A 14,932-nucleotide genomic window follows, 5' to 3' on the forward strand; every position below is an offset into this window, starting at 1 on the left:
GATGCCGCCCGAGCGCACCGCGGAGGCGGCGCGCGCGCCCGCGTCGGCTGGAGGAGTTCGTGGGACAGCAGGTGGTGCGCGACCAGCTCTCGCTCGTGCTCGACGCCGCCGCGGCGCGCGGCCGCGCCCCCGAGCACATGTCGCTCTCGGGACCGCCGGGCCTGGGGAAGACGACCCTCGCCATGATCATCGCCGCCGAGCTCTCCGCCCCGCGCGCATCACCTCGGGACCTGCGATCCAGCACGCCGGCGATCTCGCCGCGATCCTCTCCTCCCTCGACGAGGGGGAGGTGCTGTTCATCGACGAGATCCACCGCCTCGCACGGCCCGCCGAGGAGATGCTGTACATCGCCATGGAGGACTTCCGCGTCGACGTGGTGGTCGGCAAGGGCGTCGGCGCGACGTCGATCCCGCTGGACCTGCCGCCCTTCACCGTCGTCGGCGCCACCACCCGCGCCGGTCTCCTCCCGGCGCCGCCGCGCGCGACCGCTTCGGGTTCATCGGCCACCTCGACTTCTACGGCGCCGAGGAGTCGCGCGAGGTGGTGCGCCGCTCTGCCGTGCGGCTCGAGGTCGAGCTCGAGGACCGCGCCGCGATCGAGATCGCCTCCCGCTCCCGCGGCACGCCCCGCATCGCCAACCGTCTCCTGCGCCGCGTGCGCGACTGGGCCCAGGTGCGCGGCGGCGGCCGGCGACCTCGACCTCGGCGCCGCGAAGGAGGCGCCGCGGGTCTACGAGGTCGACGACCGGGGCCTGGACCGTCTGGACCGCGCGGTGCTCAGTGCCCTGTGCGGCCGCTTCGCCGGCGGGCCGGTGGGCCTGTCGACCCTCGCCGTCGCGGTGGGGGAGGAGACCGAGACGGTCGAGACGATGATCGAGCCGTATCTCGTGCGCGAGGGATTCCTGCTGCGGACCCCGCGCGGCCGGGCGGCCGCCCCGGCCGCCTGGGAGCACCTCGGCCTCGAGCCGCCCGCAGGGGCGGAGGGCGCCTCGCCCATGCTCGGCCGCTTCTGAGCCCGGGCACCGGCTGGGAGGACCGCGGCGGACCGACGGGTACAGTGGGTTGGTCAGTCGCCCGCGGCAGGGCCTCCCCGTGCAGCAAGCACGATCCCGAGGGGCTGTCCGTCGAGAGGAAAACCGTGGACCTCCTTCCCATCCTGCTGATCATCCTCGTGATGATGTCGCCCCTGTTCCTGCTCTCCCGCGGCCAGCGCAAGGCGCAGGCCAGGCAGCAGGAGCTCGTCAAGAAGCTCGGCGTGGGCGACGAGGTGCGCACGCACTCGGGCTTCTACGGACTGATCGTCGAGGAGTACGACGACGTGGTGGTGCTCGAGTCGGAGGACGGCACGCAGACCAAGTGGGCACGCATGGCGATCGCGATGGCCGTGGACCCGGTCGAGGACGAGCAGGGCGAGGCCCTCGAGGGCGAGACCCTGGAGGGCGAGGCCGTCGAGGGCGTCGCCCCCGAGGGCGCCGACTCCCGCGAGGCGCAGGACACCTCCGCCGCCGGCCAGGTCCCCGGCGTCACCGTCGCCGACGAGGACCCCCGCGAGGACGGCTCCGCGCGCGGTCGCTGACCCGGCCCGCGCCGCGCGCCCGGCCGCGCACGACGCCGCACGACCCCGCGGGGCCTCCTCGCCCCGCCCTCCGCTCCCTGGCCCGTCGTCCTGAGGAATCCCCACCATGCCTGCACGCCGCATCGCCCTGGCGACCCTCGCGGTGCTGATCCTGCTTGCTCGGCGGCGGGATCGGCGCCGGGGTCTGGAAGGGTGGCTGGCGACCCGCCCCCAAGCTCGCCCTCGACCTCGAGGGAGGCACCCAGGTCATCCTCCAGGCGCAGTCGCGCGACGGCTCCGCGATCGACGAGACCGCGATGGAGCAGGCGCGGCAGATCATGAGCCAGCGCATCAACGCGATGGGCGTGGCGGAGACCGAGATCACCGTCCAGGGCGGCACGAACATCGTGATCGACGTGCCCGGGCAGATGGACCAGGAGACCTCCGCCGCGATCCGCCAGACCGCCGCGATGTCCTTCCGCCCCGTGCTCGGCGTGGTCGCGCCCGAGGGCGCGGCGAGGCGCTCGCCTCCGACGGCGGCGGTGCCTCCGATACCGGTGGCGACGAGTCCGCCGGGGAGACCTCCGAGGCCCCCGCCGATCCCTCCCAGCGACTCTTCTCCGGCCTGCTCAGCGACGACTCCTCGATGGCTCCCGCGACCGGTACCGGCGAGGGCGACCTGCCCTACCCCGCCTGGAGCATGGACTGGATGACCCCCGAGGTCCAGACCGAGCTGATGAGCGCGGACTGCGTCGACCCTTCCGCGCGGCAGGAGCGCGCCACGGAGACCGCCGCCGACGAGCCGATGGTCGCCTGCGCCCCGGACGGGAGCGCGAAGTACCTGCTGGGTCCCGAGGTCATCGCGGGCTCCTCGATCGAGAACTCCTCCGTCGCCTCGGACGTCACCCCGACCGGCCAGCCGACCGGCTACTACGTCGTGAACATGTCCTTCGACGAGACCGCCGCGGAGTCCTTCTCGACCATGACCGGCGCCCTGTACAACGGCGAGGGCGCCACCGCCGCCTTCGGCATCGTGCTGGACGGGATGGTCATCTCCGCTCCCGAGGTGCAGGAGCCCTCCCCGGGCGGCGAGGCGTCGATCTCCGGCAACTTCTCCCAGGAGCAGGCGACCCAGCTCTCGGACCAGCTGCGATTCGGCGCGGCGCCGCTCGAGTTCGAGGTCGCCTCCGAGCAGCAGATCTCCGCCACCCTCGGCGCGGACCAGCTCCAGATGGGCCTGATCGCGGGCCTGATCGGGCTCGCGCTCGTGGTGGCCTACGCTTTCGCGCAGTACCGCCTGCTCGCGATCGTGACGACCTCGAGCCTGCTCATCATGGGCGTGCTCACCTACGCCACCCTCACGGTGCTCTCGAACATCCCCGAGATCGGCTACCGCCTCTCCTCGCGGGCGTGGTCGGCCTGATCGTCGCGGTCGCGTTCACCGCGGACTCGTTCATCGTCTACTTCGAGCGCGTGCGCGACGAGATCCGCGACGGCCGCGGGATCGCCGCGGCCGTGGACCACGGCTGGGAACGCGCCAAGCGCACCATCCTCGCCTCTGACACGGTCAACATCATCGCGGCCGTGGTGCTGTACCTGCTCTCCACCGGCGGCGTGCGCGGCTTCGCCTTCGTGCTGGGGCTGACCACTCTGCTGGACCTCCTGGTCGTCTTCCTGTTCACGCATCCGGTGCCGCAGGCGCTCGTGCGCACGCGCTTCTTCGGGAAGGGCCATCCGTGGAGCGGCCTGGACCCGGTGCGGCTGGACCGGGACGTGCCCGCCTACGCCGGGCGCGGACGGGTCCGCCTCGGCGAGGAGCGCGGCCGCGGCGGGCGCCGCGGCGCCCGCGCGCAGGAGGAGGCCGAGCGCGAGCCGATCGCGGTGCGCCGTGCCCGCGAGGCCCGGGAGGCGCGCGAGGCGCAGGAGGCCCGTGACGGGGTCCCCGCGGACGGCACCGCCGACGCCGGCACCCCTGCCGACGAGGACACCGACGAGACCGAGGAGCAGGGCCGATGAGCACCACCTTCGCCACCTTCGGCAACGACCTCCACGCCGGCAGGCGGATTCTGCCGATCGTCTCCCGCCGACGCACCTGGTACCTGATCAGCGTCGTCGTCGTGGTGTCGCTGGGCGCCCTCGCGGTCGTGCGAGGGCCCAACCTCGGCATCGAGTTCACCGGCGGCTCCGAGTTCCAGATCGCCGGGGTCGCCGACGCCGAGCAGTCCTCCGCCCGAGAGGTCGTGCGCGAGCACCTGCCGGACAACGAGCCGAAGATCACCCAGCTCGGCAGCGACACCCTGCGCGTGCAGACCGAGCGGCTCGACTCGGCCGAGACGGCCGAGCTCGCCGGAGAGCTCGCCACGGCCTACGGCGTGCCGGCCGACGCGGTCTCGACCTCCTACATCGGCCCGGTGTGGAGCGGCGACGTCACCCAGAAGATGGCCCGCGGCGTCGTGGTCTTCCTGGTCCTGGTCGCCGCGATGATGGCGCTCTACTTCCGCGACCTCAAGGCGTCCCTCGCCGCGATGATCGCGCTGGGCCACGACATCTTCGCTCACCGCCGCGGTGTACGGCGTGGTCGGCTTCGAGATCACGCCCGGCACGGTCATCGGCTTCCTCACCGTCATGGGCTACTCGCTCTACGACACCATCGTCGTGTTCGACAAGGTGCGGGAGAACACCGCGGACCTCACGGGCCAGCGCCGACGCACCTTCGCCGAGCTCGTCGAGCTCGCCGCGAACCAGACCCTGGTGCGGTCGATCAACACCTCCGTCGTCGCGCTGCTCGCCGATCGGCTCGATCCTCGCCATCGGCGCGTTCCTGCTCGGCGCCGGCACCCTCAAGGACATCTCCCTCGCCCTGTTCATCGGGATCATCGCCGGCACCTACTCCTCGATCTTCCTCGCCCCGGGGCCGCTCGTGGACCTCCGCCGGCGCGAGGACACGATCGCCCGCCACACCGTCGCCCTCGAGCGGGCGCGCCGCGGGGAGACCGGCTCGACGTCCGAGGACTCTCCCGGGAGCCCCCGCGGGGAGGACGCCGCGACCCGCGCCGACGGCGCTGACCCCGACGCCGCTGACCCTGCGGACGCCGACGCGGCGGACGAGGGGGGGGGGCACCCCGGAGGCCGACCCCGCCGACGAGGACGACGGCACCGTCGGCCGCGACGCCGCGCCCCGCTCCGCCCGGCAGCGCGCCGCGCAGGACCACCCGACGCCGACGCTCCGGCAGGTGAGGAACCGATGAACGACCCGCAGACCGCCCCTGCCCCGCTCCGCACCGCGGAGGAGATCCCCGCCGCGGCCGAGATCGAGGCGGCGCGCGCGGACGCACATCGCCGAGTACCCGGACTTCCCGACCCCCGGCGTGCTCTTCCGCGACATCACCCCGCTGTTGCGCGACGCGAGCGCGCGCGCCGCGTCATCCGCTACTGGACCACGCTGCTGCCCGAGGGCATCGAGTACATCGTCGGCACCGAGGCCCGCGGCTTCGTGCTCGGTGCACCGCTCGCCTACGAGCTCGGTGCCGGGTTCATCCCGGTGCGCAAGGCGGGCAAGCTCCCCGGTCGCCCGGCCGGGCTGAAGTACGACCTCGAGTACGGCGGCGCCGAGATCCAGATCCCCGAGAACTCGCTCCCGGCCGGCGCGCGGACCCTCGTGCTCGACGACCTGCTCGCCACCGGCGGGACCGCCGCGGCGACGGTCGAGCTCACCCGACGCTTCGACGTCGAGCCGCTCGGCGCCTCCTTCCTCATCGAGCTCGAGGGCCTCGGCGGCCGCGACCTCTTCGCCGGACGTGCCGCTGACCACTGTCTGGTCCATCCCCGACTGATCTCCGGGGCGTCGCCGTCCGCCGCCGGCGGACGCGGCGCGCACCCCTGTCGCCCGCGCGTAGACTGTGCCTTCCACGCAGGGAGGTGTGCATGCAGGAGCGGACCGCATCAGAGCAGGCCGGGGCCGATACCGGCCCGGCCGACCAGGCCGCGCGCCCTCCTGCCACCTCGCCTGCACAGCCGGACTCGCCGCGCACCCCTCGACCGCGCCGCGACGCTCCCGCTCGCGCCTGTCCTTCTTCGCCCCGCGCTCCTCCCCGGTGGATCCGCTGCTCGCACCGCTGCTGGAGACGATGACGGCGGTGAGCCCGAAGGAGAACCAGGAGCTGGTGCGTCAGGCGTACACCGTCGCCGAGCGCGCCCACCGCGGCCAGACCCGCCGCAGCGGCGACCCGTACATCACCCACCCGGTCTCGGTCGCCACGATCCTCGCCGAGCTCGGCTCGCCGGCCGATGTCGTCGCCGCCGCGCTCCTGCACGACACGGTCGAGGACACCGACTACTCCCTGGACCAGCGCGCGCCGAGTTCGGCGAGGTGATCGCCGTCATGGTCGACGGCGTGACGAAGCTGGACAAGGTCACCTACGGCGAGGCCGCGCAGGCCGAGACCGTGCGCAAGATGATCGTGGCGATGAGCCGCGACGTGCGCGTGTCGCTGATCAAGCTCGCCGACCGCCTCCACAACGCCCGCACCTGGAAGTACGTGCCGGCCGCTTCGGCGGAGCGCAAGGCGAAGGAGACCCTCGAGATCTACGCCCCGCTCGCGCACCGCCTGGGGCTGAACACGATGAAGTGGGAGCTGGAGGACCGCTCCTTCCAGGTCCTCTACCCCAAGGTGTACGAGGAGATCGTCTCGCTGGTCGCCCAGCACGCCCCGGCGCGCGAGCAGTACCTCTCCACCGTCTCCTCCCAGATCCAGGAGGATCTCAAGAAGGCGCGGATCAAGGCCGAGGTCACCGGCCGGCCCAAGCACTACTACTCGATCTACCAGAAGATGATCGTGCGGGGCCGCGACTTCTCCGACATCTACGACCTGGTCGGGGTGAGAGTGCTCGTGGACACGGTTCGCGACTGCTACGGGGTGCTCGGCACGCTCCACGCGCGCTGGTCGCCGGTGCAGGGACGCTTCAAGGACTACATCGCGCCGCCGAAGTTCAACCTGTACCAGTCGCTGCACACCACCGTGATCGGCCCGACCGGCAAGCCGGTCGAGGTCCAGATCCGCACCCGCGAGATGCACCGCCGGGCCGAGTACGGCGTCGCCGCGCACTGGAAGTACAAGGCGATGGCGGGCGGCCAGGGCGGCGGCGAGTCCGCGGCGATCACGAACGACGCCGCCTGGCGCGCCAGCTGATGGACTGGCAGAAGGAGACCACCGACTCCGGCGAGTTCCTGGACTCGCTGCGGTTCGAGATCAACACGCAGGAGGTGTACGTCTTCACGCCGAAGGGGGACGTGCTCGCCCTGCCGCAGGGCTCGACCCCGGTCGACTTCGCCTACTCGGTCCACACCGAGGTGGGGCACCGCACGATCGGGGCGCGGGTCAACGGGCGCCTGGTCTCCCTGGAGTCCGCGCTCGCCACCGGCGACGTCGTGGAGGTCTTCACCTCGAAGTCCGCCGACGCCGGCCCCAGCCGGGACTGGCTCGGCTTCGTGAAGTCGCCGCGGGCACGCAACAAGATCCGCCAGTGGTTCTCGAAGGAGCGTCGCGAGGAGGCGCTCGAGCGGGGCAAGGAGGAGCTCGCCAAGGCGCGCGTCGGCAGGACCTGCCCATGCGCCGCTTGCTCACCCACGACACGCTCGCCACGATCGCCTCGGAGCTGAACCTCGGCTCTATCGATGCGCTGTACACCTCGATCGGCGAGGGTCACACCGGCGCCCAGCATGTCGTCGAGAAGTCGCGCGCCTCCTTCGGCGGCGCCGACGGCGCGGAGGAGGACCTCGCCGAGATCACCCTGCCCTCGAAGGTCCGCCCGCGGGGCGACCGTGCCGAACGGCACACGGCGGAGACGGACCAGGGCGTCATCGTGGATGGCCACGCCGACCTGTGGGTCAAGCTCGCCAAGTCGCGCGCCGGTGCCGGGCGATCCGATCGTCGGCTTCATCACCCGCGGCTCGGGGATCTCCGTGCACCACACCAGCCGCACCAATGCGATCCAGCTTCAGGAGCAGCGCCTGATCGCATGGTCGAGGCGAGCTGGTCCGGGCGGCACTCCACCGCCTATCTCGTGCACATCAAGGTCGAGGCGCTGGACCGTCCCCGACTCCTCACCGATCTGGCGCTGGTGATCTCGGAGCAGCAGGTCAATCTGCATTCCGCCTCGGCGCAGTCGAACACGGACCGGCTCGCGACGACCTTCTTCTCCTTCGAGCTGGCCGATCCCGCGCACCTCCAGTCCGTGCTCGCCCAGGTCAGGCGCGTCGAGGGCGTCTACGACGTCTACCGCGTCACGGCCGACGGCCGACCCGTCGGCCTCGGCGCACCGCTCACGGCGAGCTGAGAGGCCCGGTCCGCTCCGACCGTGCTGTGATCAGCGGACCCCCGAGGTGCATCCCCGTCAGCGGCCGCACGGTGGGCGGTCGCTCCTGGGCCCGTCGCGGCCCGCACCGTCCGGTCCCGTCCTGCTGTGCCGTGTCCGACCGCGCTGTGAGCGGTGTGAGCGCCCGATCCAGCCGCTCCCGGGCCTCCTGCACGCCGGGATGCCGGTGCGGCCGGTGCAGATGCGCGCGCGGCTCCTCGTGCTCCACCAGGCCCGCCCGTTCGAGCCGCCGAAGCAGTGGGCGGGCGATCGCCTCGGGGCTGAAGCGCAGCAGGTCCGAGGCGGTGCGGCGGGGCGTGGTCACGGGCGCGCCGCCGACGGTGTCGATGTCGCCCGGGCCGAGCCGGGCATGGCGCTGGACCACGCCGGCGAGGATCCCTCGGTGCGCGGGGGAGAGCGGCTCGAGCGGTGCCGGCGGCCGACCGCCCAGATGCACCCAGGCGGCGCTTATCCCGGCGATCACGTGATGGGACTGCAGGTGCTCCCCGAGGGCGCGACCGAGCGCCAGGGCACGGCGCACCGAGGTCCCGAGCAGATCCGGGGGCAGGAACACCCCGGGCAGCAGTCGGATGATCTCCCCGCGGGCGACCATCGCGGCGGTGGTCGGGGTCTCCTCCCAGCGCTGCGGCTCGGCGCCGAGGGGGAGGGCGAGATCCGCCGCGTGATGGGACCAGGCCGCGCACAGCCCGATCGGGCGCGACCTCACAGCTGGGGGCGGGCGGTCGCAGGGCGGGGGAGCGTCCTGTGCGGGGGCGTCGGCGAGGAGCTCGCGCGGCGACGGGGTCCGCCAGGGCGCCGCTGAGCGCGGCGTCGACGGGCACCCCGGGGGCGGGCGCGGTGAGGGCGGGCGCGGCGGCGGCGAGGGTCTCCATGCATCGACCCTGGCCCCCACCGGTCCGCACGGCAATGCCCCGCCCGTCCCTGTGGACGAGCGGGGCATTGGGGAGGAGAGGTGCGCGGCGCCGGTCGCCGGCGCGCGGGCGCCTCAGCCCAGGTCGCGGGCGGAGCGCTCGATCACGGCGAGCCACTCCTTGCGGGCTTCGAGCGCCGCCTCGGCCTCCGCGATCTTCTTCGGGTCGCCGCCGGCACGGGCCTTCTCCAGCGCCTCCTCGTAGGAGGCGATCGCGGAGTGCAGCCTGCGAGGACGCACCCTCGACGCGCGCCTTGGTGCGCGGATCGGTGCGGCGCCACTCGGCCTGCTCGGCGTCCTTCACGGCACGCTCGACGGCCCGCAGGCGGCCGTCGATCCGACGCATGTCGCCGCGCGGCACCTTGCCCGCCTCCTCCCAACGGTCCTGGACCGAGCGCGCCGCGGACTTCGCCGCGTCGAGGTCCTTGCCCGGGTCGAGCGCCTCGGCCTCGACCAGCGCCGCCTCCTTCACCTCGAGGTTCTTGCGGCTGCTCGGCCTCGGTCTCGTGGAGGTCCGCGTTGCGCGCCGCGAAGAACGTGTCCTGGGCGGCCTTGAACCGCTTCCACTGGGCGTCGTCCTTCTTGCGGTCGCCGCGGGGCGCGCGACGCCACTGGTCCATGAGGTCCTTGTACGCCCGGACCGTCGGACCCCAGTCGGTGGAGTCCTGCATCGCCTCGGCGCGGGCGATGAGCTCCTCCTTCTGCGCGGCGGCCTCGGCATGCCGCTCGTCGAGCTGGGAAAAGAACTGCTTGCGCATTCGGTCGAAGGAGGCGCGGGCGGCCGAGAGCCGCTTCCACAGCGCCTCCTCGGTGGGGCGGTCCAGGCCGATGTCCTCGGACTGCATCTGCTTCCACGTCGGGACCATCTGACGCATCGTCTCGCCGGCGTTCTTCCAGGAGATCTGCTCCGGCTCGGTGGCGACCAGGGCCTCGATCGACTCGACGAACTCGGTGCGGCGACGGGTCGCGGCCTCACGGCCCTCGGCCCGCTTCGCCTCGAGCGCCCGGATCTTCTCCTTGGCCTGCTCGCGGCTCGGAGGCGCGTGCGCGCGGCGCCGGGATGTCGCCGACGACCTGCGGCTCCTTCATGTTCTTGCGCAGGTTCTCCAGGAGCCGGTTGAGCTCGTTCTGGGTGTGCTCGGGCGCGGTGAGGGCGGAGGCGGTCTGGTCGAGGAAGGCGACCAGGTCCAGGTACCCCTTCGCGAAGGGCTCGAGCGCGGCGTCGTGGTCGGTCTCGGTCGTGGTGCCGATCGTGCGCACCTGGGTGCCGTCCTGGACGGTGACGGTGCCGTCCTCCGCCACGCGCGCCGAAGGCCTTCGCCGCGGCGATCTCGGCGGGATCGTGCTCGGCGGCCGCGGGAGCGACGGGCAGCAGGGCCGCCGTCGGCTTCTTGCCCGCCAGCGCGGCAGGGGAGGGGGGGCCGGTCGCGGGCGGAAACCGCCCGGCGCGGGCTTCGGCCCGGGGGTCGGTGCAGGCGTCGCCGCGGCGGGGGCGCCCGCTCCGCGGCGGGGGCCTCGTCGTCGGTGGGAGTCGCGTCGTCCGAGGAGGTCGCGTCGTCCGAGGAGGTCGTGTCGGCCGTGGAGGACTCGTCGGTCGGGGCGCTCTCCTCGGTCGTGGTGCTCTGCTCGGTCGTGGTGCTCTGCTCGGCCGTGGCGTCGACGACGGCGTCGGCGGGCTGGGCGGGCGCCTGGTCGGCGGGGGGAGGAAGTCTCGGACTCGCTCACGATGAGCTCCTTCGATGGGATCCGGCGCGGGGCGGGACACTGCCGTCACCAGGACGGCCGGGCTGATGGGGTGCTCGTCACGGAGGGACCGGGGCGACCACGTCACGGAACTCTACAGCGGAGCGCGCCGGCGTTCCGCCTCGTCCGGCGCCGTGCGATCGTGCCTCGGGCACGCCCGGCCCCGAGAGGGGATAATGGGCCCGCACCGCAGACGACCAGAAGGAAGTGCACCGCATGGCGAAGATCGCCGCCCTGTCAGGATTCCCGGAGTGGCTCCCCTCCGAGCGTCTCGTCGAGCAAGACGTGATCGACGTGTTCCGGGAGGTCGCCGAGTCGCACGGGTTCTCCGGCATCGAGACGCGCGCGGTCGAGCCGCTCGAGCAGCCTGCTGCGAAAGGGGGAGATCGACAAGGAGGTGTACGTCTTTGCGCCGCCTCCACGCCGAGGAGGGCGACGAGGACGCCGGCGCCGACCGCTCCCGCACCCTCGGCCTGCACTTCGACCTCACCGTCCCGCTCGCGCGCTACGTGCTCGAGCACCAGAACGACCTCGTCTTCCCCTTCCGGCGCTACCAGATCCAGAAGGTGTGGCGCGGCGAGCGCCCCCAGGACGGCCGGTTCCGCGAGTTCTACCAGGCCGATCTCGACGTGATCGGCCAGGACACCCTGCCCGGCCACGTCGAGGCCGAGGTCGCGATCGTGATGGCGGAGATCCTCTCGCGCCTGCCGCTCCCGCAGGTGAGCATCCACGCCAACACCCGCCGCCTCTCCGAGGGCTTCTTCCGCGCGATCGGCTTCGAGGACCACACCCCCGTGCTGCGCGCCCTGGACAAGCTCCCGAAGATCGGCGCCGACGCCGTGGCCTCCCTCTGCGCGACGAGGCCGGCGCGAGCGAGGAGCAGGCGCAGAAGGCGCTCGCCTTCGCCTCGATCCGCACCCGTGACGCCTCCTTCGGTCAGCAGGTCCGCGACCTCGGCGGAAGCGGCGAGATGGTCGAGGAGGGCATCGCCGAGCTCGCCGCCGTCATCGAGCGGGTCGAGGCGGCCGTGCCCGGCATGATCGTCGCGGACCTCTCGATCGCCCGCGGCCTGGACTACTACACCGGCACCGTGTTCGAGAGCTTCGTCGCCGGGCACGAGTCGCTCGGCTCGATCTGCTCCGGCGGACGCTACGACCGCCTCGCCTCCGACAACCGCCACACCTATCCCGGCGTCGGCCTCTCCATCGGCCTCTCGCGGCTGGTCTCCCGCCTCGTCTCGGCCGGGATGGCGGCCCCGAGCCGCGCGGTCCCCACCTGCGTGCTCGTCTCGGTCGCCGACGAGGAGCACCGGAGCCACAGCGATGCGGCCGCCCGAGCGCTGCGAGCCCGCGGCATCTCCTGCGAGGTCGCCCCGAGCGCCGCGAAGTTCGGCAAGCAGATCCGCTACGCCGACCGCCGCGGCATCCCCTTCATCTGGTTCCCCGGCGAGGAGGGCACCGGCGGGGAGGTCAAGGACATCCGCAGCGGCGACCAGTCCGCGGCCGACGCCGCCACCTGGCGACCCCCGCCGAGGACCTGCGCCCGCGCGTGCTCGCCGCCCAGGAGGGCCGGACGGACTGACGGCCCGTCCGACCGCCGGCGGATGAGCTGTCTCACATCGCGGCCCCGAGGGAATGATCCCCGGGGCCGCGGCGTTCCAGCCACCATGGCTACGCTCACCCTGACCACCGAGAACCACGACAAGACCGTCGAGGACGGCATCGTCCTGATCGACTTCTGGGCGGGCTGGTGCGTGCCGTGCCAGCGCTTCGCCCCGATCTACGAGGAGGCCTCGGAGACGCACGAGGATGTCACCTTCGCGAAGGTCGATACCGAGGACCAGCAGGACCTCGCCATGCGCTACGGCGTCACCTCCATCCCGACCCTCGTCGCCTACCGCGAGGGCATCCCGGTCTTCTCCCAGGCCGGCGCCCTTCCGCAGTCCGCGCTCGAGGACCTCATCGGCCAGGTGAAGAACCTGGACATGGACGAGGTCCGCAAGGCCTACGCCGAGGCCCAGCAGAAGCAGGGCTGATCCCTCCGCAGGGCCGACCCCGGCCGCGCCCCCCGCGACCCCGACGACGACAGGACCCCGCCACCCGAGAGGGCGGCGGGGTCCTGTGCTGTGCGGAGGCACTGCGCCGCGAGATGCCCGGCGGAGCCGGACACCGCCGAGCTCACGCCCCGGGCGGTCGCATCGAGGCGGGGCCGGCATCGGGGCGGGAGCGGCGCTCAGCCCTCCCGGCGGAAGGGGCGACGCTTCCCCTCGGGGCGGCCGCCGCGGTCGTCACGGCGCGGACGGTCGTCGCGGCGGAAGGGTCGCTCGCCGTCACGACGCGGGCCCTTGCCCCCGCGCGGCCCGCGGTCCGGGCCGATGCGCGACTCGCGACCGGCGAGCTTCGCCCGGCCGATGCGGTCGATCTGCTCCGGGCTGAGCGAGCCGCGGATCTGGACCAGCGAGAAGTGCGGGAAGATCTGGATCTTGCCGATGTCCTTCCCGTTCAGGCCGCCCTCGCCGGTCATGGCGCCGACGATGCCCGGCGGGCGCGCGCCGTGGGAGTGGCCGACCCCGACCTTGTAGGAGGTGTACCCGCGCTCCGTCGGCGTCGCCTCCCGCGGGCCGCGGTCGCCGCGCTCTCGGTCGTCCCCGCGCAGGCTGCGCGCCGGTGAACTCCTCGTCCTCCGTCGCCGCGCCGGGGCCCTCGTCGCCCACGGTCATCGCGCCGAGCACGGCGGCGAGCTCGAGCGGATCGATCTCGTTCTCGGCGACGAACTCGCCGATCAGCTCGCGGTACAGCTCCAGACGGCCCCGCTCGATCCGCTCGGGGACCTGGGTCAGCGGCGCGGCGAGACGATGCTTGGAGACGTCGCGGGGCGAGGGGATGTCCGCCTCGGCGAGGGTCTGCTTGGTGGCGCGCTCGATGTTCTTCAGCGCACGGCGCTCGTGCGGGCCGATGAAGGTCAGCGCCTCGCCGGTGCGGCCCGCGCGACCGGTGCGGCCGATGCGGTGGACGTACGACTCCGCCTCCTTGGGCACGTCGAAGTTCACCACCAGGCCGATCCGCTCGACGTCCAGGCCGCGGGCGGCGACGTCGGTGGCGACGAGCACCTGCAGGGAGCCGTCGCGGAGCCGCTCGACGATCTTCTCGCGCTCCTTCTGCGGCACGTCGCCGCTGATCGACGCCGCGATCAGGCCGCGGGCCACCAGCGCGGAGCCCACCTCCTCGGCGGCGGCGCGGGTGCGCACGAAGACGATCGCCGCCTCGGCGGACGAGGTGGCCAGCACGCGGGCGAGCGCGCCGGTGCGGTGCTTGAAGGGCACCACGGCGTAGGTCTGGGTGACGCTCTTGACGGTGGAGGACTGCGGGGTGACGCTCACGCGCACCGGGTCCTTCATGTGGGTCTGCGCCACGCGCTGGATCGCGGCGGGCATCGTCGCGGAGAACAGCGCGACCTGACGGCTCTCGGGGGAGTGGGAGAGGATCTCCTCGACGTCCTCCGCGAAGCCCATGCGCGAGATCTCGTCGGCCTCGTCCAGGACCGCGAAGCGGATCGTGTCCAGCTTGAGGTTCGCGCGGCGCATGTGGTCCATCACGCGGCCGGGGGTGCCGACGACGACCTGGGCGCCGCGGGAGAGCGCGCGCTCCTGCGGCCCGTAGGGGGAGCCGCCGTACAGGGCGACCACGTCGAGCCCGCCCATGGAGGTGGCGAAGGAGGAGATCGCGTCGGCGACCTGCATCGCGAGCTCACGGGTCGGGGCGAGCACCAGCGCCTGCACCTCGCGGACGGACGGGTCCACGGCGGCCAGCGGCGGCAGGCCGAAGGCGGCCGTCTTGCCGGTGCCGGTCTGGGCGACGCCGATCACGTCGCGGCCCTCGAGCAGCGAGGGGATCGCCTGCGCCTGGATCGCCGAGGGGGTGGTGAAGCCGAGCTCGTCGACCGCGCGCCGCGGCGGCGCCGGCAGGTCGATGTCGTCGAAGCTGGGCCCGGCCGGGGCCTGCGGCTCCTCGGCGGCCGACGGGGCGGTCCCGCTCTGCGCGCCCGCCCCCTCGGTGCTCTCGGTCACGGTCTCGGCAGGGACGTCGGACCCGTCGGCGGGGTCGGCGGCATCGGGGGCAGGGCGGGATTCGGTCATGGCGTCCTTACGACGGTCAGGGGTTTCAACAGGCCCCAACAGGTCGCAGGGCGTGGTCGCCCATACATTCCGCGCTGCGAGCGCCATGCGCGGGGCACGGCATGCTCGGGCGGACTCGGGCGGAAGGACCTGCGCTCCGGCAGGTCGAACAGATCTCGAGTCTACGGGGGAGAGGGCCCGCTCCGACAGGTCGGCGGTGGCGAGATCCCTCACCCC

The 14,932-nt window shown here is 73.1% G+C and carries 6 protein-coding genes and 10 pseudogenes; 11 read left to right on the forward strand and 5 right to left on the reverse strand.

Annotated features, from left to right (window positions below):
* Window position 1: 1 nt before the first annotated feature.
* From ruvB to WKH84_RS00280, 9 genes and pseudogenes are all read left to right on the forward strand, one after another.
* Window positions 2–1,012 (forward strand): annotated as a pseudogene (gene ruvB / locus WKH84_RS00240) (Holliday junction branch migration DNA helicase RuvB).
* 125 nt (window positions 1,013–1,137) lie between these two features.
* Complete coding sequence (gene yajC / locus WKH84_RS00245) at window positions 1,138–1,575, forward strand: preprotein translocase subunit YajC (RefSeq protein WP_341855267.1); 438 nt, start codon at window positions 1,138–1,140, stop codon at window positions 1,573–1,575.
* A 155-nt stretch (window positions 1,576–1,730) separates the two neighbouring features.
* Window positions 1,731–2,267: a hypothetical protein gene (locus tag WKH84_RS00250; RefSeq protein WP_341855268.1), complete on the forward strand. Its 537-nt coding sequence runs from the start codon at window positions 1,731–1,733 to the stop codon at window positions 2,265–2,267.
* On the forward strand, window positions 2,201–2,977 hold the full coding sequence (locus tag WKH84_RS00255) for a hypothetical protein (protein ID WP_341855269.1): 777 nt from the start codon (window positions 2,201–2,203) through the stop codon (window positions 2,975–2,977). The genes WKH84_RS00250 and WKH84_RS00255 overlap by 67 nt, the downstream gene beginning before the upstream one ends.
* Window positions 2,965–3,570, forward strand: a complete 606-nt coding sequence (locus WKH84_RS00260; protein WP_341855270.1) for a hypothetical protein — start codon at window positions 2,965–2,967, stop codon at window positions 3,568–3,570. The genes WKH84_RS00255 and WKH84_RS00260 overlap by 13 nt, the downstream gene beginning before the upstream one ends.
* Window positions 3,567–4,046: pseudogene (locus WKH84_RS00265) on the forward strand (protein translocase subunit SecF); the annotation flags it as partial. The gene WKH84_RS00260 and the pseudogene WKH84_RS00265, both read left to right, overlap by 4 nt.
* 82 nt (window positions 4,047–4,128) lie before the next feature.
* Window positions 4,129–4,284 (forward strand): annotated as a pseudogene (locus WKH84_RS00270) (protein translocase subunit SecF); the annotation flags it as partial.
* A 136-nt stretch (window positions 4,285–4,420) separates the two neighbouring features.
* Window positions 4,421–5,293 (forward strand): annotated as a pseudogene (locus WKH84_RS00275) (hypothetical protein); the annotation flags it as partial.
* Window positions 5,294–5,478: 185 nt separating this feature from the next.
* Window positions 5,479–7,889 (forward strand): annotated as a pseudogene (locus WKH84_RS00280) (bifunctional (p)ppGpp synthetase/guanosine-3',5'-bis(diphosphate) 3'-pyrophosphohydrolase).
* On the opposite strand, the gene WKH84_RS00285 reads toward WKH84_RS00280, so the two are convergent.
* The 4 genes and pseudogenes from WKH84_RS00285 to WKH84_RS00300 form a co-directional block, all read right to left on the reverse strand.
* Complete coding sequence (locus tag WKH84_RS00285) at window positions 7,876–8,634, reverse strand: hypothetical protein (RefSeq protein ID WP_341855271.1); 759 nt, start codon at window positions 8,632–8,634, stop codon at window positions 7,876–7,878. The pseudogene WKH84_RS00280 and the gene WKH84_RS00285 sit on opposite strands and share 14 nt — an antisense overlap.
* A gap of 616 nt (window positions 8,635–9,250) precedes the next feature.
* Window positions 9,251–9,559 (reverse strand): annotated as a pseudogene (locus WKH84_RS00290) (hypothetical protein); the annotation flags it as partial.
* A pseudogene (locus tag WKH84_RS00295) lies at window positions 9,480–9,848 on the reverse strand (DUF349 domain-containing protein); the annotation flags it as partial. The pseudogenes WKH84_RS00295 and WKH84_RS00290, both read right to left, overlap by 80 nt.
* Window positions 9,811–10,563, reverse strand: a complete 753-nt coding sequence (locus WKH84_RS00300; protein WP_341855272.1) for a hypothetical protein — start codon at window positions 10,561–10,563, stop codon at window positions 9,811–9,813. The gene WKH84_RS00300 and the pseudogene WKH84_RS00295, both read right to left, overlap by 38 nt.
* A gap of 234 nt (window positions 10,564–10,797) precedes the next feature.
* On the opposite strand from WKH84_RS00300, the pseudogene hisS reads away from it, so the two are divergent.
* Both hisS and trxA read left to right on the forward strand, forming a co-directional pair.
* Window positions 10,798–12,162, forward strand: a pseudogene (gene hisS, locus WKH84_RS00305) (histidine--tRNA ligase).
* 103 nt (window positions 12,163–12,265) lie between these two features.
* A pseudogene (trxA, locus tag WKH84_RS00310) lies at window positions 12,266–12,616 on the forward strand (thioredoxin); the annotation flags it as partial.
* A 197-nt stretch (window positions 12,617–12,813) separates the two neighbouring features.
* On the opposite strand, the pseudogene WKH84_RS00315 reads toward trxA, so the two are convergent.
* Window positions 12,814–14,716, reverse strand: a pseudogene (locus WKH84_RS00315) (DEAD/DEAH box helicase).
* Window positions 14,717–14,932: the final 216 nt, after the last annotated feature.

The organism is Brachybacterium sp. GPGPB12 (genome assembly GCF_038396325.1).
In the GTDB taxonomy this organism is placed as follows: domain Bacteria; phylum Actinomycetota; class Actinomycetes; order Actinomycetales; family Dermabacteraceae; genus Brachybacterium; species Brachybacterium conglomeratum.